This window comes from Bacillus tuaregi (assembly GCF_900104575.1).
In the GTDB taxonomy this organism is placed as follows: Bacteria; Bacillota; Bacilli; order Bacillales; family Cytobacillaceae; genus Bacillus_BD; species Bacillus_BD tuaregi.
The window spans coordinates 129,994-153,574 of sequence record NZ_LT629731.1; the positions used below are offsets into that span (position 1 = coordinate 129,994).

Below are 23,581 nucleotides of genomic sequence, written 5' to 3' on the forward strand. Positions count from 1 at the left end.
GTTTCAAGTACTTTGTCTTTTTTGTGGTGCCTGGCACCTTACTTTTCCATTATTCCTTTTGAAGGCTTGAAAATGATAAATTTGCTGGCAAAGTAATTGAATATAACAACGAGAATATTGGCGATGATTTTGGCTGTCAGGCTGCTTGTCAGAACTATTTCCACGAGAATAATCATGGTGAATATGTCCAGTAAATAGGATAGTAAACGGAAAAAAAGAAATGATGTCAACTCCTTCATGATAGAGGCGAAGTCCAGCGTTTTGCTATTAAAGACAAAAAGCTTGTTGGTAATAAAGGCAAACAGCACGGATAACACCCAGGCAATCGTGGTTGCCAAGCGATAATCCATCGCAGCATACTGGTTAAGGAGCCAAAAGCTAACAATATTTACGGCAGTCGTTAAAAAGCCAAAGAAAAGGTAGCTGATGATTTCTCTTCGATTATTCATGCTCTTCCTCTGTTTAGGTGTCTAGTAAATTTACTTTCTGCCTGTGGAGTCTGGTCCTGAATTAATGCTTTTTCGTTATTATATTCATCGACAAAATAAAGCGGGCGATTTTTCGTTTCATTAAAAATCCTGCCGAGATACTCTCCGATAATGCCTAAGGAAAGGAGCTGGATGCCTCCTAGAAATAGAATAACGACCATTAGAGAGGGATAGCCTGCGACTTTCTCGCCGAAAATCAGGGTTTTGGCAATAATCCATACGATATAGAAAAAAGAGAAAAAGGAAATGACGAAGCCCAAAAAGGCGGATAGGCGTAAAGGTGTTGTTGTAAATGAAGTGACTCCCTCAATGGCTAGGTCAATTAAGCGGGGATAATTCCACTTCGTTTCCCCCGCAGCCCGAGGATCACGGTCAAATAATATTTCCTTTTTGTTAAAGCCAATCCAGCTAAACATGCCCTTTGTATATCTCTGGGCTTCACGAATCTGTTTGAGCGCCTCCACACAACGTCTGTCGAGAAGGCGGAAATCACCTGTGTTCTCCTGAATTTGGATGCGGCTCATTTTTTTTAGCACTTTATAGAAAGCGGAAGAGGACCATTTTTTAAACCATGTCTCTCCGGACCTTGTTCGACGTTTCGCGTACACATCGTCATAGCCTAATTCCCAGTATTTAATCATTTCCGGAATCAGCTCAGGAGGATCCTGTAAATCAGCATCAATAATGATGACAGCATCTCCCTTTGCATGGTCCAAGCCGGCAAGCATGGCAATTTCTTTACCAAAGTTGCGGGAGAGGTTAACATAGGAAATTCGCTTGTCCCATTCTCTTAGTTTTTTAATGATGCTTAATGTATTATCTTTACTCCCATCATTAACAAATAGAATTTCAAACTGATATGCCGGAACACTTGTGATAACAGTTTTTAATCGATCATATAGTTTATGCAATACATCTTCTTCGTTATATGCTGGTACGATTATCGTAATAAGATTCATTCGACATACTCCTTCAGAAAATTCTATATATTCATATTAACAAATAAAGTTTTAAATGAATATGTTAGGAAAGTCTCGTTTACATAATTTTACAAAATATTTAGATTGCTTAATCATGTCATGTCCTTCCAACCATTCAGTATTTCCAAGTTCAGGGATATCATTCTAAATTTTTTATGATTGAATTCAAAAAATGAATCGTGGTTGATTGTGCTAATCTCAGTTGAGATGAAATCATTTTATTGTTCGATCAAGATGTATAAGGTTATCTTAAGGCCTGATATAGTTAAAAGATGACGTTTTCATAATCTTTCAGTATAATTCAAAATTAGAAGCGCATTTAGGACGGTGAAGGGAAACGTGAAGGAAATTACGGTTGAAAACCTGGTAAAAAAGTTTTCTTTGAAAGTATTAACCGGCGAGGACAAGCTGCAGAAGCCCATTACACAATCCAGGGTACATCGTCCAGGTTTGGAGTTTGTTGGTCATTTTGATTTTTTTCCAACTGAACGTGTCCAAATTTTGGGAAAAAAGGAAATAACCTATTTACATAAGCTAAGTGATGAGGAACGAAGAATCCGAATCGGGAATATTGTTCATTATCACCCGCCGTGTTTTATAGTGACAGCTGGTGAAGAGGGACTGACCTATTTACGACATCACTGCAGCGAAGAAAAAATTCCATTGTTAGTCACAAAAAGGGTCGAAACGACTTCTGAATTTATTACGAAATTGGATGCCTATTTAGTGAAGGAATTAGCACCGGAAATTGCGATTCATGGAGTCTGTCTCAATGTATCCGGCATGGGTATTTTACTGCGTGGGAATTCCGGTGTCGGGAAAAGTGAAACAGCCCATACATTAATTGGTCGTGGACACCGTCTAGTGGCAGACGATATTGTCGTACTGAAAAAGCTCAGTCCACAGACGATTCTTGGTACCCATGATAAGAAGACGAAGGAGTTTCTTGCTCTAAGGAGTATAGGGCTGCTTAATGTTGTTCGTATGTATGGACGTAAGGCATTCCAGGAAGAAACCCGGATTGCACTTGATATTCTTTTAACGAAATGGGAAAAGGATGCTTTAAACAATGAGCTGGAGCAGGAGACTCAATTTACCGAGTATATGGGTGTTAAAATTCCATCAATTGAAATCCAACTCCAGCCTGGTCGTGATGTTGCTGGATTAATAGAGGCTGCCGCAAATAACTGGTATTTACGGCAGCAGGGCTACAGTGCAGCTGAGGAGTTTTTAAGCAGAATCGAAGCCGACTTTGCTGACCGGGATTCCAAATAGCAATTAGAAGAAAGAGGCAATCTCAAGGAGGTTGTCTCTTTCTTTCATCAAGAATCAACCATGATTCGATGAGAATGTTTCATGTGAAACATTCTGGTGCCTGACACTGTAGATGGATACATACAGTTCATTTGTCTTTTTACGGTGTCAGGCACCTTAAATAGCAATGATGCCTATAGCTAAGAGGAAGGTCGTAACAATCCCGAGGAGCGATACGATGGAAACGCCAATCCATTCAGCTTTTGTTACCTTTTCCTTTTGTTCCTTCTTTGCCTTGATAAAGGCAAACATACCTAGTGCATAGATAATAAACGAGGCAGCCAGGTAGACAATGCCGACTGCTAAGATTACATAGACAGAGTAAACGACACCAATGATGGAAATCATCATGCTTTTAGCATTTAATCGATCCTGTCGGCAGACCTTTACAGAGTAGAGAGCAGAAAGTAGGTATGGAATTAAAATACAAGTTGTTGCTAAAAGGAGAACCATATTATAAATGCTTTGAAGCTTTGTTGATAACAGGACGAGCAGAAATACCTGTGCAATTCCGTTTGTAAGCAGCAGAGCACTTACCGGTGCACCGAGCTTATTGGTTTTGACAAACATTTTCGGCATGACGCCTTCCTTTGCCGCGATATAGGGTAGCTGCGAGGCGATTAGCACCCAGCTGATTAAAGCTCCAAGTACGGACACAATAATCCCCAATTTAACAATAATGGCCCCGGCATCCCCGATGACCGTGCTGCCTAAGACACTTGCCAAGGGTGTCCCAGATTGGGCGAGCTGCTCGGCTGATAAAACTCCCATTGCCACGACGGATATAGCAATATAAATACCCAAGGTGAATAAAAGGCTAATGACGGTTGCTTTTCCCACAATCTTTTGTGATTCAGCCTTTTCGGCTAAAATGGTTGATGCCTCGACGCCAATAAAACACCAGAGGATGACACCCATGGCTCCATTGATTTGGGAACCTAGGGTAGTCGCCGCCGCCGCTGGCTCAGGAACACTTGCCAATGTAGACTGCCAGTTTGCTACAGCAAATAGCTCAGGCTTAAAGACCAAGAAACCTAATAGAACAACGAGGGTAAGCGGAATTAGTTTGGCAACCGTAACAATCGCATTAATGATACCGACACTTTTCGTCCCTCTCGTTTGGATATAGACAACACCCCATAGAACAATTGAAGCTAAAATAAATGAAACAATCGGCTGAAGCTGATACTGTGGACCAAGTAGGCTGTTTAATGTTTTGATGATCAGTGTGAAGAATGCAACGTTGCCAAATACGCCGCTCGTCCAATAGCCCCAGGCGGAAAGGAAACCCATGAAATCCCCGTAGCCTGCTCTTGCATAGGAGTATATACCGCCCTCAAGCTCCGGTCTTTTTTCGGCAAGTAGCTGAAAAATTAACGCGAGGGCTAAAACACCAAAGCCACCGATAAACCAGGAAAGTAGGATAGTCTGAGGATTTGCGACGGTAATCAAATCGGTTGGACTATTGAAAACACCTCCGCCAATCATCGAGCCGACCCCAAGGGCAATTAAAAGCCCAAGCCCCAGCTTCTTTTCCTTTTCCTCCCCTGTCTGATTCATCTTAATCCGGACATTCTCATTTCTCATTGCTTGATCCAAAAACAATCCCTCCAGTGCCATTTCATCATACGAGTTATTGTTGCTCGAGCCGATTGAATTATTCTCTCTTATTGATGGTCGGTCTATGGTCCACGTAGTGGCTACAATAAAAATTAACAATCATGTTTATGGGGAATTTGCAACAGCATAAAAAGGAATATAGCCAAATTTGTTTCATATTTAATCGATTCTAGTTTATTATGGAAGAATGACAGGAACTTTTTAGCAGAAAATTGTCGCAAAAATGAGTGAAGCCATAAAAGGAAGGTCATTTATGATAGAAGAGAATATTACAAGAATCCAGTTGGACGGGAAGGAATTTATTCTAATTGGAACCGCACATGTTTCGAAGCATAGTGCTGAGCAGGTAAAAGAGGTCATTGAGGCGGAAAAACCAGACGCAGTCTGTGTGGAGCTGGATGAACAAAGATATCAATCCATAACAGAGGGAAATAAATGGAGTGAAATGGATATCTTTAAGGTCATTAAAGAAAAAAAAGCCACACTACTATTAATGAACCTGGCACTTTCCTCCTTTCAAAAACGGATGGCTGCACAATTTGGTATTAATGCAGGCCAGGAAATGATTCAAGGCATAGAGTCAGCTAAGGAGGCGGGGGCCCAGCTCGTTTTAGCCGACAGGGACATCCAAGTTACTTTTTCCCGCATCTGGCATAATGTCGGCTGGTGGGGAAAAATGCAGCTGATTACGCAGGTCGTTTACAGTATCTTCAGTAAGGAAACCATCTCAGAGGAAGAACTAGAAAAAATGAAATCCCAGGACATGCTCAATACGATTCTGAGTGAGTTTACGGAGGGTTTTCCAAAGCTTAAAACACCGCTTATTGATGAGCGTGACCAATATTTAGCCCAGAAAATCAGAGAGGCACCGGGTACAAAAATAGTCGCTGTCTTAGGTGCTGCCCATGTTCCAGGTATTAAAGAGGAAATCAAGAAGGATCATGACTTAACATTGATAACAGAGAGGCCGCCGAAATCAAAGCTACCAAAGGTGCTTGGTTGGGCGATTCCATTATTGATTATTGCAATGATTGCTTATACCTTCTATGCAAATCCAGAGGCAGGCATGCAGCAGACCATCAGCTGGTGGCTATGGCATGGTGTCCTTTCAGCGCTCGGAACGGCGATTGCGTTTGGACATCCACTGACAATCCTAACAGCCTTTATAGCAGCCCCTATCACAGCTCTGGATCCCATTACAGCAGCAGGCTGGTTTACAGGAATCGTTCAAGCCTATTTACGGAGACCAAGTGTGAGGGACTTCGAAAATCTTGCAGAGGACGTCTACAGTGTGAAGGGGTTTTGGAATAATAAAGTGACCCGGATTCTGCTTGTTGTGGTGCTGGCAAACATCGGAAGCTCATTAGGAACCTTTATTGGCGGAATGGATGTTGTCCGTCTATTCATTAACAGTCTGTAGACGGGAAATGGTCAAGGGAGAGAGTTAAGACATGAGAAGCTATCTCATTTTAGGAATGTGTACACTGTTTATCGTGCAATATTTTCTCGATGCTGCCTGGCTGCAATATCTCGTGGTCCTGCTCTCCCTGATGGCTTTTCTTGGAAGTGCAGGCAAGGCCGACAGGTTTCCACGTATGCTTGGTTTAGTGATGATGAGCGTTGGAATTGCACTTGAATGGAGCAAAGGAACCGGTGTGGCTGGAATTAGTGAGGGAATCTTTCTGATTCTTCCCTTGCTTAGCCTGATTACACTAGCACCGCTTTTGGCGATTCCGCTGAAGCTTGGAGGCTACTTTGAAGCAGTGTCCCGCTTATTACATAACCTGCTTCACCATCCGCAAAAGTTATATGCCGGAATAACAGGAACGTTATTTTTTGTCAGTCCAATATTAAATTTAGGCTCTGTGAGAATCGTGAATGAGTTTTTAGAGGACTTGGAGCTACCATCAGAGATGTCGGCAAAAAGCTATATTGTTGGTTTTTCGACGGCTCTGATGTGGTCTCCCTATTTTGCATCAGTGTCATTGGTGCTTCATTATTTAAATGTCCCTTTTAAAGACTATTTTGTTTATGGAATGGGCATTTCGATTCTTTCTTTATTGGTTGGAAATTTATTTTTTGTCCTTTGGGAGAAAAGAAATCCGATGGTTTGTGATCAAGCTTCGATACAGCCTATTGAAAAAAAGCAGCGCAGAAAGCTGACAGAAATGGTGCTGTTTGTTGCTCTGTTAATGGCCGCCTGCTTAATCATTGAAGCTGTCACGAAATGGTCGATGATAGTCATTGTCTGTCTTATTTCAATCTCTGTTCCGCTGCTTATGACGGCTGTTACGTCTAAATGGAAGCAGGCTAAGCCGTTATGGACTGATTTCCGGGACCGTGCTGTCCCACTGATGAATAATGAAATTATGCTGTTTATGAGTGCAGGGATGCTGGCATTCGCATTAAAGGGGACCAGTGTCATGAATGGGGTCAGCCATATTCTTAAGCTGCTGGCTCATCAGTCCTTTTTCTTATTTGCGATAGCTGTCTTATTGATTGTATTCTGCTTAACCTATATCGGCATTCACCAAATTGCTGTCGTAGGTGCACTGGCAATGCAGTTGAATCCAGCAGAGCTTGGCATCAACAGTATTGCTTTGGCCTTTATTCTACTATTAACCTGGTATATTTCGACGGCCTTAAGTCCATTTTCAGGGCTGAATTTAATGGTGAGCCGTTTTTCCCATCTTTCCGGTGTTCAGGTTGGACTAAGGACAAACGGACTGTATATCTTGACGGTTGTCACAATTGGAGTGGCAGCAATTTCCTTTTTGTAATGATAGATTGCTAGTCTGAATGAAGTTAAATAGATTAGAAGGTAGAGAGACTCATATGAATCAGGTGGGTTTCTCTTTTTTTATCAAACTAGAGGGTTTGGCAACTATTTATCGAAATAGATTCATATCTTGTAATAAGGCAAACGGAAGTGGAAGGATAAGAATGTTGAAAAATAGGGAGGTAGGATATGCAAAAATCTCTAATGGGAAAGACGGCATTTGTTACAGGCTCTGCAAGTGGAATTGGTTTGGAGCTGGTTAAGCGGTTTGCTGAAGAAGGCGCAAAGGTCGTGATTTCTGACCTTAATCAAGAAAGGTGCAAGCAAATTGCAGAGGAATTAAGGGAGAATGGCTATGAAGCCTTATCAGCTCCATGTGATGTGACCAATGAGGAAGCCTATAAAAGGGCCATCGAGTATGCCCATAAAACCTTTGGTACCTTAGATATCCTTGTTAACAATGCAGGTCTTCAATATGTGGCACCTATTGAGGAATTCCCGACAGAGAAATTCGAACAGTTGTTAAAGGTTATGGTTACTGGTTCCTTTATTGGAATTAAAACTGTATTTCCGATTATGAAGGCTCAGAAGTGTGGGCGAATTATTAATATGGCTTCCATCAACGGGTTGATTGGCTTTGCTGGCAAGGCAGGCTATAACAGTGCCAAGCATGGTGTAATTGGCCTAACAAAGGTAGCCGCCTTAGAATGTGCCAGAGATGGAATTACCGTCAATGCCCTTTGCCCAGGCTATGTTGACACACCCCTTGTCCGTGGCCAAATAGCTGACCTAGCAAGGACAAGAAAGGTTAGTCTTGAGAGTGTGCTTGAGGATGTGATTTTGGCAATGGTTCCACAAAAGAGATTATTAGCAGCCACTGAAATTGCGAATTACACGATTTTTTTAGCGAGTGAAAAAGGAGCAGGCATTACCGGTCAAGCGGTTGTGTTGGATGGGGGTTATACGGCTCAGTAAAGCCTAGGTAAAAAATCCTATCTGGTAAAATAATCGCTATTTCCGATTGCTAGAATATCGGTTATATTAAAGAGGATAATGTCAAATTTGAACACAGCTTAATTCCCCTTTTGAAAAGCAAGGAGATGATTCCGTTTGAAAATCAAGAAAATATTAAATAATAATGCTGTGGTGATTAGTGATCAGAATGAGGAAAAAATTGCGATTGGGACGGGAATTGCTTTTCAAAAAGGGAAAAACGATTTAGTGAATCCAAGAAAAATTGAAAAGCTATTTGTGCTGAAGGAGAATGAGAGATTTCAACAGATGCTTAAGCAAATCCCGGCAGCGCACTTTACTATCTCAGAGGAAATTATTGACCATGCCGAGCGTTTTCTTGGGACGAAATTAAACGGCCATATCCATATTGCCCTTACCGATCACGTGTCCTTTGCGATTGAAAGAGTGAAGGATGGGGTGAATTTTACGAATAAGCTTTTCAATGAAATTAAACTCCTCTATAAGCCAGAATTTGAAATCGGGCTATGGGCACTCAAGCATATTGAAGAGAAAATGGGTGTCAAAATGCCAGTTGATGAAGCAGCCTATATTGCGATACATATTCATACCGCCAAAATCCAAGGCTCGAATATGAAGCAAACCTTGAGGCAGACCGCTATCCTTAGTCACATCATCCAGACAATTAAAGAATTTATGCAATTGAAGGTCGATGAAGAGGAGCTATCCTACCAACGGTTAATCACACATCTCCGCTTTGCTGTCACTAGAATCGGGCAATTTAATACAAATCCAATGGACGAAGAGATGTTAAGGATGATTAAGGCTAAATTTCCAATTTCCTATAAATGCGCTCTAAAGGTGGCTGACAATCTTGCTCACCAATATTCCATCTGTCTTCCAGAGCATGAGCTGGGCTACCTGACGATACATATAGAACGGTTGCAAAAATCAGAATAGAAATAAACGCTTGGAGACTAATCCTCAGTCGAGACAGTAAGGGAATCTATTGTCCGTCTTGGAAGGGTCTTCAAGCGTTATTTGTTTATTTAAGAAACGTGTTTATGATTGCGAATGAGGTCAATTTCATCGGCAACAAATTGGACATTCGTTCCGACAATGACTTGTATATTATTTTTACCAACAATCTTAATCCCCGGTATGCCCGCAGATTTAATTTTCTTCTCGTCAACGACCTCCATATCCTTTACTTCCACACGTAAACGGGTAATACAGTTGTCGACAGAAATTACGTTAGCATCTCCACCTAGGCCTTCGTAAATAATGGATGCCATAGCAGTAAATTTATTACCAGCGGTGAAACTTCCTGTACCTTCTTCTTCAAAATCGTCCTCACGACCTGGAGTCATCAGGTTGAACTTTGTGATCATGAAGCGGAACACGAAATAGTAGACAGCCGCAAACGCAAGTCCTTGAACTAACAGCATATATGGCTGGTTTGCAATTGGAATTCTCAAGCTAAGGAAAAAGTCTACAAAACCGGCACTAAAGCCAAAGCCTGCTGTCCAATGGAACATCGCTGCGATTGTTAAGGAAATACCAGTTAACACCGCGTGTACGACGTATAATAGTGGAGCAACAAACATAAAAGCAAATTCAAGTGGTTCAGTAACACCGGTAAAGAAGGCTGCAACTGCGCCTGCTAACATTAAGGCAGCTACTGTCTTTTTCTTAGCATCCTTTGCCGTATGATACATCGCTAAAGCAGCAGCAGGAAGGCCAAACATCATAACAGGGAAGAAACCGGCTTGGTACATACCCGTGATCCCCTTTTCACCTTCACTTGCCCAGAAATTACCGATATCATTAATGCCGGCAACATCAAACCAGAATACTGAGTTCAAGGCATGGTGTAATCCGACTGGTATTAATAAACGATTGAAGAAACCATAGAGACCTGCACCAATTGCACCTAAGTCACTGATTCCTTTACCAAAGGCAACTAGGCCTGAATAGACAACCGGCCAGACAAAGAATAGAACAACTGAAGCAGCTAACATCGCGACAGAAGTCATTATTGGTACAAGACGCTTTCCGCTAAAGAAGGACAAGGCATCAGGTAATTGCACATGGCTGAAGCGATTGTACATGGCAGCGGCGATTAAACCGGAAATAATACCAATGAATTGGTTACCGATTTTTCCAAATGCTGCATTTACCTCTTCAACTGGAACGGCTTGAAGCATGGCAACGGTATCGGAAGAAAGAATGGTCGTCACAACAAGGTAGCCGACCAAGCCGCTTAGTGCCGCTGATCCGTCCTTCGTTTTTGCCATACCAAGGGCTACGCCGACCGCAAATAGAACGGCCATATTGTCAATAATCGCACCACCTGCCTTAATGAAGAAGGCAGCAACTGGACTTTCAGCCCCCCAGCCGGTTGGATCGATCCAATAACCAATACCCATTAAAATCGCTGCTGCAGGTAGTACTGCAACTGGAAGCATTAAAGAGCGGCCAAGTTTTTGTAAATATTTCATCATGACTTTTTACCTCCTAAAAAGGGGATTCTGTGAAAAATGAATAAAGGAAAATAATTTCAAAAAAATTAAGTGGAGACTTGAAGGGAATCAGTATAGGAAGACAACCACCTCCTTTAATGCACGTGATATTTGTTCATGATGTAGGATGCTGGTATAGATTGGTGATAGGTAAAAATTAAAAGGCATGGAGGTACAATAAAAGGTTAAAAAACCCTCTACATTACCACCATGCCTGATCGTATCAGTAACATGTGATCCTATTAATATGAGTAAATCATACCATATAACAATAAATGTTAAAATATTACTTTTACCCTCTATTGTTACAAATTCTTGAATTTCAGCGTGTTTATCAGCCTAAATGAAAGCTTCTTCACAATCCTCCTTCTATGATATCTTTCTTAATTTTTCACTATTAAAAAAGTGATATATTTCATTATGTGATTTGAGTCCTCTTTTTGAAGGGTGTTACTAGTGTAAGATGAGTCTAGTTGATAAGAACTCTCATTACCGTTTAGGAGGATTTTTAATAGATGATGAATCATGTAGAATTAGCGAACGATATTTACTGGGTAGGAAAGATTGATAATCGCGAGGTTCCCTTTCACCGTTTAATTTTAGCGAGAGGCACGACTTATAATGCGTATTTGATTAAATCAGAAAAGCCGACTGTGATTGATACAGTAGATATAGAGTTTGGTAGAGAGTTTGTTGAATACTTAAGTGAATTAATTGATCCAAAGGAAATTCAATACATTGTCGTTAACCATACAGAGCCAGACCATTCAGGCGGAATGGCTGCATTAGCCGGTAAGGCGCCAAATGCAACGATCGTGTGTACAGAGCCTGCCGTTGAGGAACTTAAAGAAATGTACAAGTTACATAGCCGTAATTTCCTTGTAGTAAAAGATGGCGATACATTAGATATTGGCGGAAAAACATTGAAATTTAAAGAAACTCCATATTTGCATACGGCTGAAACGATGATTACCTATACAGTCGAGGATAAGATTCTATTCCCATGTGATATCTTCAGTACGCATGTGGCAGTGGAGAATATTTTTGCTGACGAAGCTGGTTTTGATATTAAGGATGATTTTGTCGGCTATTATAGTGCTATTATTCACCCGCACCGCAGATATGTTAGAACCTTAATTGATGCATTAGAAGAGCTTGATGTTCAAATGATTGCTCCTTCCCACGGCTTTATTCTAAGGAAGGATATTCAGCAGTACATTGACCTTTATGCAACAATGAGTGCGGATACTGTACAGGATAAAAAAGTGACTATCGTCTATACAACGATTAAAAATAACACGAAGAAAATGGCAAACCACCTGCAGCGAATCTTTGAAGAAAATCAGATTCAAGCAACGGTATTCAATGCGGATAAGTCAGAGAAAGCGGATATTATTGAAAGCATTAAAGCATCTGATGCCGTCTTTATTGGAAGCTCAACAAGATATGCTGACATGATTGGAAACCTTGAGGACGTTCTTAAGGAGCTTCCAGAAATGAATTTAGAAGGTAAAATTGGAGCTGCCTTCGGTTCCTATGGCTGGAGCGGAGAAGCTATTGAAGTCATTCAGGATTACTTGAATCAAACCAATATGGATGTCCAAAGTACGTCAAAGGTGATTAAAACTACAGGTATGACGCATGTTGAATTCCCGGTTCGCGTCAGATTCTCACCGAAGGACGAGCAGCTGGCTAAGATTGAACATTCAGCAGGCTTTGTAGCCGATCTATTAAGAAGTGCTATCTAAGAAAACACGGACTAGAATAGAATGTTTCACATGAAACAAGATGCTCAGGAAGCAGAAATCTGAGAGAAGCTGGTGAAAAAAATGAATAAAAACTATTGTATTATCGGATCGGGTGTCGCTGCAGTGAATGCAGCGAAGGCCATCCGTGATCATGATAAAGAAGCGAATATCCATGTCTTTGGTGCTGAAAAGTCATTACCCTATAATCGAATTAAGCTATCAAAGGATTTGTATTCCGATTTACACGCTGAAAAGGTTTTGATTAAAAAGGAAAAATGGTATCAGGATCAAAATATACTCGTCCATATCGACTCAAAAATTACGGCTCTTAACACAGATATGCATGAGATTGTAACGGAAAGCGGCGAGATTTACAGCTATGATAAGCTCCTCATTTGTACGGGCTCGCAAAACAGAAAGCTAACGATTGATGGTGCTGAAAAAAAAGGTGTCTTTACCATTCGGGAAATGCAGGAAGCGGATGATTTCAAAGCCTTTATTGAGGATAAGCAGCATGTGGTCAATATTGGCGGCGGAATACAAGGCTTGGAAACAGCCTGGTCGATTCATAAGCAGGGCAAGCAGGTGTCCATCATTGAAGCAGCCCCACGTCTAATGGCAAGACAGCTTGATGAAAAGACATCTGAGCTGCTGAAAATGAAAATAGAAGCGGCCGGTGTTCAGGTGCTTGTAAACTCTTCTATCGAAAAAATCAATGGTGAAGCAGACGTAGCAGGAATCGTTGTGAACCACCAAGAGCTGGCATGCGACAGTGTTATTTACGCAATCGGAGTAATTCCGAATGTAGAGCTAGTGAAAAATACAGACATCGCTGTTAACCGCGGTATCATCGTTAATGACCGGATGCAGACAACTGTTGCAGATGTCTACGCTGCCGGTGATGTGGCAGAGTGGAACGGTGAAGTAGCTGCCCTTTGGAATCCAGCTATGGACCAAGGCAAGGTAGCAGGAAAGAATATGGCTGCTGCCTCCTCCCTTACGTATCAAAGGAGTATCCCGCTTACCGTATTCAACGCCTTTGATTTCGCATTATTTTCCATTGGTCTTGTCGATGAAAACCAATGTGATACAACCATTATCGAGGAAGATGAAGCAGGAAATTATACAAGAGTGTTTATTAAGGATGAAAAAATGGTTGGGGCTATTTCCCTTGAAGGTGTAGTTGCTTCATTGCCGTATAAGGCAGCAATTGAAAATGAAGTGTCATTGGCGGGGATTGAGCTTGGTCAGGTTACCGTGAGTGAATTAATGAGCCAATTGAAAAAGAGACAAAAGCTGTCGGCATAAATAAGGAGATTGATTATGAAAAAGTATATTTGTATTCCATGTGGTTATATTTATGATCCTGCAATCGGAGACCCTGATGAAGATATAGCTCCAGGAACAGCATTTGAGGACCTGCCAGAGGATTGGGTTTGTCCTGTTTGCGGCGATGATAAGAGCCACTTTGCAGAAGTAGAAGAATAGAAACAAAGAGTGCCGAGAAACTAAGTCGTATTTCGGCACTTTCTTATTTGATTTAATTTTCGTCATAGGCACGAAAACTAAGACTCGTAAGGTGATTTAAAACACAATTTGTAAGAAAACACTATGCTATATTCATAATATGTACATTTTTACTGCGATATTGTTATGATTTTAGAAAAAATGGCCCAACTTCTATAACAAGGGGGATGCGAAATGAATGAACATGTTTGCAATCATATAGAGAATGAGCCCTGCACAAAAAAGGTTCCGATTTTCAGCTCGTTGTCCCATGATGAGTTTGTCAAGATAGCAAAGCTGATTCGGCATGTCCACTATCAAAAGGGACAAATGCTGATTCAGGAAGGGGAAAAGTCCGATACCTTATATATTATCCATGAGGGAAAGGTCAAATTATCCAAGTATACTGTTGATGGAAAAGAGCAGATTCTCTACCTTATGACAACAGGCGACTTCTTTGGTGAGCTGAATCTTTTTAACGATGATGAGGTCAATAACTTCAGTGTCTTTGCAATTGAGGATACGGAAATCTGCCAGCTTACGAAGGCGGATATGGATTTAATTATGCTGGAAAACCCAGAAATCTCACTAAAGCTTTTAAAGGCCATCACAAAGCGATTAGCCCACACGGAGAATCTGGCGCAAAACCTAGCGACGAAGGATCCAGAGGTTCGAATTGTCAGTATGATTCTCGAGTTTTGCCAAAAGTTTGGAACGAAGATGAATCAGGGTACCTTGATTCACTTACCGATAACGAGAGAAGAAATCGCCAGCTATGTAGGGGTTACAAGAGAAACGATTAGCCGGAAATTTAGTAAATTTGAAGACCTCGGATTAATTACCATCTCAGGTACAAAGCAAATTTTTGTAAAAGACCAGCTGAAATTAAAAGCTTATTTAGAATAGATGATTACATGAAAAAGAGCAGTCCTCGGAGACTGCTCTTTTTCATGTATTAACTCTGTTAAAGAAAAGGATCAAAATAATCATATTCCGTTACACCATTTTCAATCGGAGAGCTAATACTGCTTAGTTCTTCAACAATATCGGCTGCTTCCTTTCCGAATACAGGCAGGGGCTGGTAGTTATTTTCAGTCGTGCTGCCATCGGAATTTTCCAGTGTTGGGACAATGGTTAAGCCTTTCATGACAACAGTATCGTTTTCTTTAGCAAACCGCACTCGAAACATCGCTGTTTGCCTAGAAAGCAGGGTTGGGTCTGCACCGAAGGCATAATCACCCATGCTGTAAATAATGTATTTTCCGTTATAATTCTCGATACTTTCGAGGCGATGCGGATGTCCGCCCATAATGATATCTGCACCGGCATCAAGAATACTTCTGCCAAACTGTGTTTGATAGTAGACGGGTGTTTCACGGTATTCAACGCCCCAGTGCATATTCACAATCACTAAATTATCCTTCCGCTTATGTTGCTTTACTTCCTCGACAATCCGGGCTAAATATTCAGGGCTCTGCTGACTCATTCGGCAGTCATAGCCAAGAAAAATGGTTTCAATCTTGCCGATTTTAGTCGTAAGCGGCATTCCGTCATTAAATATGGCTACTTTATTCTCGGCAAACGCCTCAAGCGTATCCTCATAACCAACTTCAAAGTAATCCTTCGTATGATTGTTTGCTAGATTAGCAGCCTCTATGCCGCTCGCAGGTAAAAAAGCAACATGGGCTGGGTCACTTTTTATCCGCCACATTTTATTTTCAGCCTTTATCTCATTGGTAAAGGCACTTTCTGCGTTGATAATTGTATAGTCGTCTGAGTTAAACCATGGCAGGCTGTTTTTGAAGACATATTGGTTATCACCATTATTTTCCTTGAATACATGATCAAATTTCAAGTGCTCAGGCGTCTCGGGATAGGTCCCAAAGGAATTATCACCGACAAACGTCAGGGTAATTTCGCTGTCCTTTTTTCTCCCTTGCTCATAAGCTGCAGCCGCTGCATAGAACCAATCATATTGTGTAGGCTCGCTTAATTCAATTGTGGTGTCCTCCTGCATCAGTCTGTCAACTGCTGCTACATAATCGGGGTACACTTTACCTAGCTCTTTTTGCTCGGCCTTTCCCGTGCTATAGTCCATAAGGGCCTGTAAGCAGCTCTTTAAGCTCTTTACATAATGACTGAATCCGTTATTCTCATATTTGTATTGGTCCAGCTTATTCATGAGTTTGTTGACCTTTTGCTGCTCCTCCTTAGCACCTCCGGATGTGGCGAGGTTTTGAAGAATCTGCAGAGACTGTGAGGACAGCTCTTCAACCGCTTCCTTAGTGAGGCTGATTTTTTCTGCATCCTTGTCTACTTTGACAGGCTCTGTGATAGCTGCCTTGTTTGGCATACAGCCTGCAATGATAAATGATATAAATATAATAGATATAAAGCCTAGTCTCTTCATTATTAACTCCTCTCAAATAACCAGAAAAATGTCAAATACTAGTTTCTAAGAAAAGTATACAAGTCTTTTTAGACAGCGGCATTAGTTTTTTTTTTTACTAAAAAAGCGAAGTGCCTGAAACGAAAATCAACACTCCTGTTTAACGACCCAAAAACTTAGATTAATCGACCTTTTTGTAAAAATAATAGATTTATTGTATGAAAGCTTTATCGGTTTAAAAAAACTTTTCAACAATTTTCGCCGAAATTTTATGAAATTCAACGTAGCTTTCTCAATCATTTATTAATATATCTATAATCTAATAATTACTTTAAATATATTAAAGTAAATAGTATTCTTCGCTGATAATACAATAGTTTACACGGTATTTCATAGAATTTAATAAGGTTATTTCCGCCCCCAATTAACTAAAAAGTGTTTGTCAGATAGGGTTTGTAAAGTTTCTGAAATAATTTATTAATCAGAATTTGTCGAATAATTTGTCACTCAAGCGTCGTAATTTTGTAGTATTATAACAACGTCGAATATTCAGAATATAAAACGAACGCATGGGAGGAAATTCAATTGTCAAACGAAGTCGTTATTGTAAGTGCTGTAAGAACACCAATCGGTAGTTTCCTAGGAAGCTTAACAAATGTTGCTGCAACTCAGCTTGGAGCAATCGTAATAAAAGGCGCATTAGAAAAAGCAGGCGTAAGCGCTGATCAGGTAGATGACGTAATCATGGGTAACGTATTACAAGCAGGTCTTGGACAAAACCCTGCAAGACAAGCGGCATTAGCTGCGGGCGTTCCACAAGAAGCATCTGCTATTACAATCAACAAAGTTTGTGGATCTGGTCTACAATCTGTTCATATGGCAACACAAGCTATTCTAGCAGGCGACGCTGAAATCGTAGTTGCGGGCGGTATGGAAAATATGAGTGCTGCTTCTTATGTATTAAAAGGCGCTCGTAATGGATTTAAAATGGGAGATCAAAAAATTCAAGATTCTATGATCCAAGACGGATTATGGTGCGCAATGAATGATTACCACATGGGTGTTACAGCTGAAAACTTAGCTGCTAAATATGAAATTTCTCGTGAAGAACAAGATGAATTCTCTGCATGGAGCCAACAAAAAGCACAAGCTGCAATCGAAGCGAACCGTTTTGCAGATGAAATCATCCCTGTAGAAATTCCAGGACGTAAAGGCCAAGTAACAGTATTCAGCCAAGATGAATTCCCACGCTTTAACACAACTGCAGAAAGCTTAGGAAAGCTTCGTCCTGCATTCAAGAAAGATGGTTCTGTAACAGCTGGTAATGCTTCAGGTATCAATGACGGTGCTGCAGCATTTGTTGTAATGAGCCGTAAAAAAGCTGAAGAGTTAGGCGTAAAGCCATTAGTAACAGTAAAAGCGAATGCAAGTGCTGGTGTGGATCCAAGCATCATGGGTATCGGACCTGTTCCTGCAGTGAAAAAGGCGTTAGAGAAAGCTTCTGTTTCATTAGAGGATATCGATTTAGTAGAAGCGAACGAAGCATTTGCAGCACAATCTATCGCTGTAGACCGTGAGCTTCAATTCAATAAAGAAAAATTAAACGTAAACGGCGGCGCGATTGCGCTTGGACACCCTATCGGTGCAAGTGGTGCGAGAATCCTAGTATCTTTAATTCACGAAATGCAGAAGAGAGATGCTAAGACTGGTTTAGCAACATTATGTATCGGTGGCGGACAAGGTGTAGCTACAATCGTAGAAAAGGCATAATTATTCCTGACAACATAGAAAAAGCGAGGCTCAACATAGGGAGTCCTCGCTTTTTTATCAGACAAATAAGTAAAGGTAGTGGGTAGTAGTTAGTAATTAGTAGTTAGTAGTTGGTAGTTGGGAACTGCTGATCTTCCCTAACCAACTAACCCCTAACCAACTAACCCCTAACCAACTAACCAACTAACCACCAACCAACCAACTATATAACTAACCCACCATCAACACTGAGGATGGTTCCGTTTACATAATTGGCATCATCTGATGCTAAGTATAGGTAAGCATTCGCAATATCTTCCGGTTTTCCGAGTTTCTTTAGCGGTGTCTTATCCTTCATGAAATCTAAGACCTTTTGTGGTACGGCAGCTGTCATACCAGTTTCAATGAAGCCTGGTGCTACCGCATTCACGCGAATTCCCTTTGGACCAAATTCCTTTGCCCAGCTTTTTGTTAACCCGATGACGCCAGCCTTTGTTGCTGCATAATTGGTTTGACCAATATTCCCATAAAGTCCGACGACAGAAGAGGCATTTAGGATGACACCTGAGCCCTGCTGAAGCATAACGGAAGCAACCGCCTTCGTACATTTATAGACACCGGATAGGTTAACAGCAATGACCTTTTCCCAGGCTGCTTCGTCCATTTTGGTTAAAAATCCATCAACGGTAATTCCTGCATTGTTCACGAGTATATCAATTCTGCCATGTTTATTAACTGCTGCCTGAACGACTTTTGCAATCTGAGCACTATCGGTCACATCAACTTTAAAAAAGTCTGCGTTTTCATTACCGAACTCTTCAAGGGTAGCGAGGCCTGCCTTCTCGTCGTAATCACAGATAACGACTTTGGCACCTTCTTGAAGAAATCTTTTAGCTGTTTCTTTCCCAATACCTTGAGCTCCACCAGTAATTAAAGCAACCTTTTCAGTTAATTTCAAAACTACCACCTCTTTTTTGCTAATGTGTCCAGAATCAACAGCAGACAGTAAGGTGAATCCTCCATCAGAAGCGGTTAGCGACTGATGGTCAGCTGAATCAATGTAATCTTCACAGACCAATTCACGTCCATTTTATGCCTTCAGTGATGATTGAAAGCCCTGCAGCAGGAGGAATTCGGTCTATGAAGATAGAAATAATACTCACTAGATTCAATACAATGCAACTTGGCAATAGGTGAAATTTTCATTAGCCATTTTATATTATTCTTTTTTTCGAAAAAAAAGAACAGCGAAAATCCGCTGTCCTTATTTAAATAAACCAAGGGCTAATTTTGAATTGGCTTCAACGATATCGTTAAAGATTTTTTGAGAAGCTTTTACTTGCTCAGTAAGATCTTGACGAAGCTTTTGTTGTTGTTCAATTCCGTTAACGATTGTTTGTTGGAATTGCTCTTGAGATTGAACTAAAAGGTTTAAACCTTCTTTGTAAGGAGCTACTGATAATTCTTGAACGCGGCTTGCTACTTCATCAAATTGTGCATTGAATTGCTCGTATGCTTTACCAGCAGTTGGTCCAAATACACGTTGGATGTTTAATTTGATTTGCTCGCGAACTTCATCAATGAATTTCTTTTGCTCTGCTTCAATTTTAGAAAGGTCATCAGAAAGCTTAGAGTAAGTTTCTTTTTGAGTTTCTAATGCTTGAAGGAAAAGATTTTCGATTTCTTTGCGGGAATTGTAAACCAAGTCTAACCCGTTTGTCCAACTGTTGAATAGTGAATCACCAATATGAGTAGCTGCTTCTTGAGCTGCTTTAGTAGCTGTTGCTTGTGCCATTGTAAAACCTCCTGAATAAATGTAATTTATTATGATTGCAGTATTACTGCAGAATCATTAGTTTGACTGAAAGGCAAAGTGTTACTTGTCCTTGTCATCTTTGTCCTTATCTTTATATGACGATAAAGATCCTGGCATGAACATATCCATGTACATGGAGAAAAAGCGGTTAATAATGGATTGATATTGTTCTAGTGCATCTGAGCAGGTTTTTAAATAGGCTTCTCCTGCTTCTGTAATTGAATAAATGCGTTTTGCTGGGCCTCCAGTTGATGTATCCCATTCAGACTTAATCATATTATCTTTTTCTAACTGTCTTAATGTACGATATACATTCCCATGATCTATAGAAGAAAAGCCAAAGCGCGTCAACTCTTGAATGAGTCTATAGCCATGCAAATTAATATTTCGGAGACTTAACAAAAGGGCAGGAACCATTAAGTTTTTTGGCATTGATGTGAATATCTTATCGTCTTTTGGCGGCTCATTCTTATTTGTTGTCACAATGTATCACTCCTGTGTTAAAGTCCTTATGTGTAATTTACACCTATATGCTTTTAAAGTCAATCATCTTTTTAAAAATTTTTAGATAATTTAAAAAAGCATGCATTTTATGAGTGTTTTTCTTATATATATTGAGATAGGTTTTTTAAACAAATCTATTAGGTAAGAAGCTGCTTTTAAGGCTAGCAAATGGGTATTATTCAGCTTTTCTCCTCTCTTACCCGCAAGAAAAGTCAAAAAGGTCCTGTTTGTCACAGTTTTTTCATATTGTTAATCCAATGAAACGTCAAATATCAACAAATTTTATCCACCTAGTTTGCTCTAGGGTAAAGCGTTTCCAAGCAAGTGGTTAATAAACTCTGTCAATGTTTTGATAGGATTTTGCTATGGTTTTCGTATTGTCATATGAGTAGAATCATGTCGAAAAAACAATTAAAATATTTAGATAATTTTAAATAATTAGGGTTTTTTTATTTTACGAAAATTAGTATGATAAATATGGCTATGAATTGTAAATAAAAAAAAAACAACTATGGAGGCGAAAAGATGTCAAGAGATTACAATCTGTTTGAAATATGGAAAGACCTTTACGATCAATCCAGCAGCTATGTTGACGAAAAAGTAAAAGAAGACTTTCCATCCCAAGGGATCGGACAAATCCTTGAGATGAATCTTCTTTTTAAAAAATTCTTAAACGAAACAACAGAGAGTTATTTAGAGCAAGTGAATGTTCCGACACGTACGGATATTGCTAACCTATCATCATTAGTTGTAAACGTTGATGCAAAGGTTGATAGCTTAGAAGAATTATTAGAAGACACGAAAGAGCAAGCAGGTCAGCCGGAGCTGCAACGCGAAGTGGCTAATCTGAAAAAAGATATGAAGAATCTAGATTCTAAGTTAAATCAAATCCTTGACTTGTTAAAGGAAACAAAGGAAGCACCGGCTGCGAGCGCACCTGAAAAGGCTGCACCAGCTAAAGCACAAGCAGTAAAATCACAAGCTAAAAACTAATTCAACTAGCAGTTATATCAGATTAAAATCTAATCCAACTAATGGATATAAAATAAATCAAACTAAGAGATGGAGTGTACAAAAATGACAGTAGAACTTACAAACAAAGTAGCAATCGTAACAGGCGGAAGCAGAGGAATTGGATCTTCAATCGCATTAGAATTAGCTAAAGAAGGCGCAAACATCGTTATTAACTATAACAGCAACAGCGAAGCAGCTGACAAAATGGTTGCTCAAATTAAAGAATTAGGCGTAGAAGCAATTGCTGTTCAAGCAGACGTATCAAAAAGTGAAGATGCGGCAAAGCTTGTACAAGCTGCAGTTGAAAAATTCGGTAAGCTAGACATCCTAGTTAACAACGCTGGTATCACTCGCGATACTACTTTCAAGAAAATGACTGAAGAAGATTGGAGAAAAGTAATCGATGTAAACTTGAACAGCGTGTTCAATACAACGTCTGTTGCCTTACCACATCTTACTGAAGCAGAAGCTGGCCGCGTCATCAATATCTCTTCTATCATCGGTCAATTCGGCGGATTCGGACAAACAAACTATTCTGCTGCAAAAGCTGGATTACTTGGTTTCACTAAGTCTTTAGCGCTCGAAACAGCTAGAACTAATCTAACAGTTAACGCAATTTGCCCAGGATATATCGGAACTGAAATGGTTCAAGCAATCCCTGAAAAGGTTCTTGATAAGCTAGTTGCTAAAATCCCTCAACAACGTTTAGGTGCGCCTTCAGAAATCGCTCGCGGAGTTGTGTTCTTATGTAAAGATGGCGCCTATATCACTGGTCAAGAACTAAACATCAACGGCGGAATTTACATGTAAGTTCATGCAATTTGCATGAACGCTCGTTCAATTTTTACAAATGAATTAACTATGCAAGTAAGGAGTGGATCACCATTAGCGTTCTAATTAGAGAAGAGTGGAAAGAGTTTTCTGATATGCTGCCTGAGGAATATCAACAAATGTACACACGTGTTAAGAGGGCAACTCAAGTTTTAACAAAAGAGGCTGAACCTGAAGTAGGTCCAACACCAAAAGAAGTAATTTGGACAAAAAACAAAGCGAAGTTATATCGTTATATATCGGATGTACCAAAAAAACATAAAACTCCACTACTAATGGTATATGCACTTATTAATAAGCCTTATATTTTAGACTTAACTAAGGGTGGAAGCCTAATCGAATATCTAGTAAATCGCGGCTTTGATGTCTACCTTCTAGATTGGGGTACACCAGGCTACGAGGATCGCAATATGAAGCTTGATGATTACGTTATGGATTATATCCCACGTGCAGTTCGTAAAGTGTTACGTACTTCAGGTGCTGATGATGTATCGATGCTTGGTTATTGCATGGGCGGTACCATTACATCTATGTTTGCGTCCCTTCATCCAGAATTACCAGTGAAAAATATCGTTTTCATGACAAGCCCATTTGACTTTGAAGATACTGGTCTTTACGGTGCCATGCTTGATGAGCGTTATTTTGATATCGATAAAGTGGTTGAAACACTTGGTGTGATTCCTCCGGAAATGATCGACTTTGGTAATAAGCTGATTAAGCCGATGACAAACTTCTATGGTCCATATGTAAGCCTTGTTGATCGTGCCGAAAATGAGAAGTTCATCAAGAGCTTTAAGCTTTTACAAAAATGGCTGAATGACGGAATTCCTTTCCCTGGCGAAGCCTATCGCCAATGGATCAGAGATTTCTACCAACAGAATAAGCTGATCAAAGGTGAAATGGTAATTCGTGGACGTAAGGTAAGCCTGGAAAATATTAAGTGTAACGTCCTTAACCTAGCTGGACAAAGCGACCTTATCGCTCAGCCGCATATGGTTGAAGCTTTAATGGATGCTATCTCTAGTAAGGATAAGGAATATAAGAACCTTCCAGTTGGTCATACCTCCATTACGTTCGGAAGTAAAGCAAACAAAATTACTTACCCAACCATTGGAGATTGGTTAGCAGAGCGTTCAAACTAAGTAGAATAATAGCCTTCTTTGAAAAAGTGTCCCATATTCCTGGGGCGCTTTTTTATGTGGTGCAAGGGGATAAAAGGATATGAGGGTGGGCTAAAGGACAAAAGGGGTGAAGTTTGCGTGTGGGGAGTCCTTTATAAGGCTTCTAAAGGACAAAAGGGGTGAAGTTTGCGGATAGAGTGTCTTTTACAAGGCTTCTAAAGGACAAAA

21 protein-coding genes are annotated in these 23,581 nt (G+C 40.3%); 13 read left to right on the forward strand and 8 right to left on the reverse strand.

What is annotated here, in order from left to right:
* Nucleotides 1–38: 38 nt before the first annotated feature.
* Both BQ5321_RS02995 and BQ5321_RS03000 read right to left on the reverse strand, forming a co-directional pair.
* Complete coding sequence (locus BQ5321_RS02995; protein WP_071393148.1) at nucleotides 39–449, reverse strand: GtrA family protein; 411 nt, start codon at nucleotides 447–449, stop codon at nucleotides 39–41.
* Complete coding sequence (locus BQ5321_RS03000; protein WP_071393149.1) at nucleotides 446–1,447, reverse strand: glycosyltransferase family 2 protein; 1,002 nt, start codon at nucleotides 1,445–1,447, stop codon at nucleotides 446–448. The genes BQ5321_RS02995 and BQ5321_RS03000 overlap by 4 nt, the downstream gene beginning before the upstream one ends.
* A gap of 360 nt (nucleotides 1,448–1,807) precedes the next feature.
* Between BQ5321_RS03000 and hprK the strand changes: the two genes are divergently transcribed.
* The gene (hprK, locus tag BQ5321_RS03005; RefSeq protein ID WP_071393150.1) at nucleotides 1,808–2,743 is read left to right on the forward strand and encodes an HPr(Ser) kinase/phosphatase; all 936 of its coding nucleotides are present in this window, start codon (nucleotides 1,808–1,810) and stop codon (nucleotides 2,741–2,743) included.
* 156 nt (nucleotides 2,744–2,899) lie between these two features.
* On the opposite strand, the gene BQ5321_RS03010 is transcribed toward hprK, so the two are convergent.
* Entirely contained in the window at nucleotides 2,900–4,381 is a 1,482-nt protein-coding gene (locus BQ5321_RS03010; RefSeq protein ID WP_200798706.1) for a basic amino acid/polyamine antiporter, read from the reverse strand.
* Nucleotides 4,382–4,655: 274 nt separating this feature from the next.
* Here BQ5321_RS03010 and BQ5321_RS03015 point away from each other — a divergent pair, with 274 nt between their 5' ends.
* From BQ5321_RS03015 to BQ5321_RS03030, 4 genes are all read left to right on the forward strand, one after another.
* Nucleotides 4,656–5,822 (forward strand): TraB/GumN family protein, encoded by a 1,167-nt coding sequence (locus BQ5321_RS03015; RefSeq protein WP_071393151.1) that lies wholly within the window; start codon nucleotides 4,656–4,658, stop codon nucleotides 5,820–5,822.
* A 31-nt stretch (nucleotides 5,823–5,853) separates the two neighbouring features.
* Nucleotides 5,854–7,182 carry a hypothetical protein gene (locus BQ5321_RS03020; RefSeq protein WP_071393152.1) on the forward strand — a complete coding sequence of 443 codons (1,329 nt, stop codon included), beginning with the start codon at nucleotides 5,854–5,856 and terminating at the stop codon, nucleotides 7,180–7,182.
* Nucleotides 7,183–7,370: 188 nt separating this feature from the next.
* A complete protein-coding gene (locus BQ5321_RS03025) occupies nucleotides 7,371–8,156 on the forward strand; it encodes a 3-hydroxybutyrate dehydrogenase (RefSeq protein ID WP_071393153.1) in 786 nt (261 codons plus the stop codon).
* Nucleotides 8,157–8,291: 135 nt separating this feature from the next.
* Nucleotides 8,292–9,113: a PRD domain-containing protein gene (locus BQ5321_RS03030; RefSeq protein WP_071393154.1), complete on the forward strand. Its 822-nt coding sequence runs from the start codon at nucleotides 8,292–8,294 to the stop codon at nucleotides 9,111–9,113.
* Between the two features lie 89 nt (nucleotides 9,114–9,202).
* Here the strand turns inward: BQ5321_RS03030 and nagE are convergent, their stop codons facing one another.
* Nucleotides 9,203–10,657, reverse strand: coding sequence for an N-acetylglucosamine-specific PTS transporter subunit IIBC (nagE, locus tag BQ5321_RS03035; protein ID WP_071393155.1), 1,455 nt, complete (start codon nucleotides 10,655–10,657; stop codon nucleotides 9,203–9,205).
* A 533-nt stretch (nucleotides 10,658–11,190) separates the two neighbouring features.
* Between nagE and BQ5321_RS03040 the strand changes: the two genes are divergently transcribed.
* From BQ5321_RS03040 to BQ5321_RS03055, 4 genes are all read left to right on the forward strand, one after another.
* The gene (locus BQ5321_RS03040; RefSeq protein ID WP_071393156.1) at nucleotides 11,191–12,423 is read left to right on the forward strand and encodes an FprA family A-type flavoprotein; all 1,233 of its coding nucleotides are present in this window, start codon (nucleotides 11,191–11,193) and stop codon (nucleotides 12,421–12,423) included.
* 81 nt (nucleotides 12,424–12,504) lie between these two features.
* Nucleotides 12,505–13,731: an NAD(P)/FAD-dependent oxidoreductase gene (locus BQ5321_RS03045; RefSeq protein ID WP_071393157.1), complete on the forward strand. Its 1,227-nt coding sequence runs from the start codon at nucleotides 12,505–12,507 to the stop codon at nucleotides 13,729–13,731.
* 15 nt (nucleotides 13,732–13,746) lie between these two features.
* Nucleotides 13,747–13,911 (forward strand): rubredoxin, encoded by a 165-nt coding sequence (gene rd / locus BQ5321_RS03050; protein WP_071393158.1) that lies wholly within the window; start codon nucleotides 13,747–13,749, stop codon nucleotides 13,909–13,911.
* Between the two features lie 213 nt (nucleotides 13,912–14,124).
* Nucleotides 14,125–14,835, forward strand: coding sequence for a Crp/Fnr family transcriptional regulator (locus BQ5321_RS03055; RefSeq protein WP_071393159.1), 711 nt, complete (start codon nucleotides 14,125–14,127; stop codon nucleotides 14,833–14,835).
* Between the two features lie 58 nt (nucleotides 14,836–14,893).
* Here BQ5321_RS03055 and BQ5321_RS03060 read toward each other — a convergent pair whose 3' ends face one another.
* On the reverse strand, nucleotides 14,894–16,282 hold the full coding sequence (locus BQ5321_RS03060; RefSeq protein ID WP_390622178.1) for a CapA family protein: 1,389 nt from the start codon (nucleotides 16,280–16,282) through the stop codon (nucleotides 14,894–14,896).
* Nucleotides 16,283–16,903: 621 nt separating this feature from the next.
* Here BQ5321_RS03060 and BQ5321_RS03065 point away from each other — a divergent pair.
* Complete coding sequence (locus BQ5321_RS03065) at nucleotides 16,904–18,088, forward strand: acetyl-CoA C-acetyltransferase (protein ID WP_071393161.1); 1,185 nt, start codon at nucleotides 16,904–16,906, stop codon at nucleotides 18,086–18,088.
* Nucleotides 18,089–18,290: 202 nt separating this feature from the next.
* On the opposite strand, the gene fabG is transcribed toward BQ5321_RS03065, so the two are convergent.
* The 3 genes from fabG to phaQ all read right to left on the reverse strand — a co-directional run bounded on the left by fabG (nucleotide 18,291) and on the right by phaQ (nucleotide 20,366).
* Nucleotides 18,291–19,025, reverse strand: coding sequence for a 3-oxoacyl-ACP reductase FabG (gene fabG, locus BQ5321_RS03070; protein ID WP_071396753.1), 735 nt, complete (start codon nucleotides 19,023–19,025; stop codon nucleotides 18,291–18,293).
* 306 nt (nucleotides 19,026–19,331) lie between these two features.
* Nucleotides 19,332–19,862 (reverse strand): hypothetical protein, encoded by a 531-nt coding sequence (locus BQ5321_RS03075; protein ID WP_071393162.1) that lies wholly within the window; start codon nucleotides 19,860–19,862, stop codon nucleotides 19,332–19,334.
* A gap of 81 nt (nucleotides 19,863–19,943) precedes the next feature.
* The gene (gene phaQ, locus BQ5321_RS03080; protein ID WP_071393163.1) at nucleotides 19,944–20,366 is read right to left on the reverse strand and encodes a poly-beta-hydroxybutyrate-responsive repressor; all 423 of its coding nucleotides are present in this window, start codon (nucleotides 20,364–20,366) and stop codon (nucleotides 19,944–19,946) included.
* 546 nt (nucleotides 20,367–20,912) lie between these two features.
* On the opposite strand from phaQ, the gene BQ5321_RS03085 reads away from it, so the two are divergent.
* From BQ5321_RS03085 to phaC, 3 genes are all read left to right on the forward strand, one after another.
* A complete protein-coding gene (locus tag BQ5321_RS03085; protein ID WP_071393164.1) occupies nucleotides 20,913–21,380 on the forward strand; it encodes a hypothetical protein in 468 nt (155 codons plus the stop codon).
* Nucleotides 21,381–21,464: 84 nt separating this feature from the next.
* Entirely contained in the window at nucleotides 21,465–22,211 is a 747-nt protein-coding gene (gene phbB, locus BQ5321_RS03090; RefSeq protein ID WP_071393165.1) for an acetoacetyl-CoA reductase, read from the forward strand.
* Nucleotides 22,212–22,327: 116 nt separating this feature from the next.
* On the forward strand, nucleotides 22,328–23,374 hold the full coding sequence (gene phaC / locus BQ5321_RS03095) for a class III poly(R)-hydroxyalkanoic acid synthase subunit PhaC (protein ID WP_071393166.1): 1,047 nt from the start codon (nucleotides 22,328–22,330) through the stop codon (nucleotides 23,372–23,374).
* Nucleotides 23,375–23,581 lie beyond the last annotated feature (207 nt).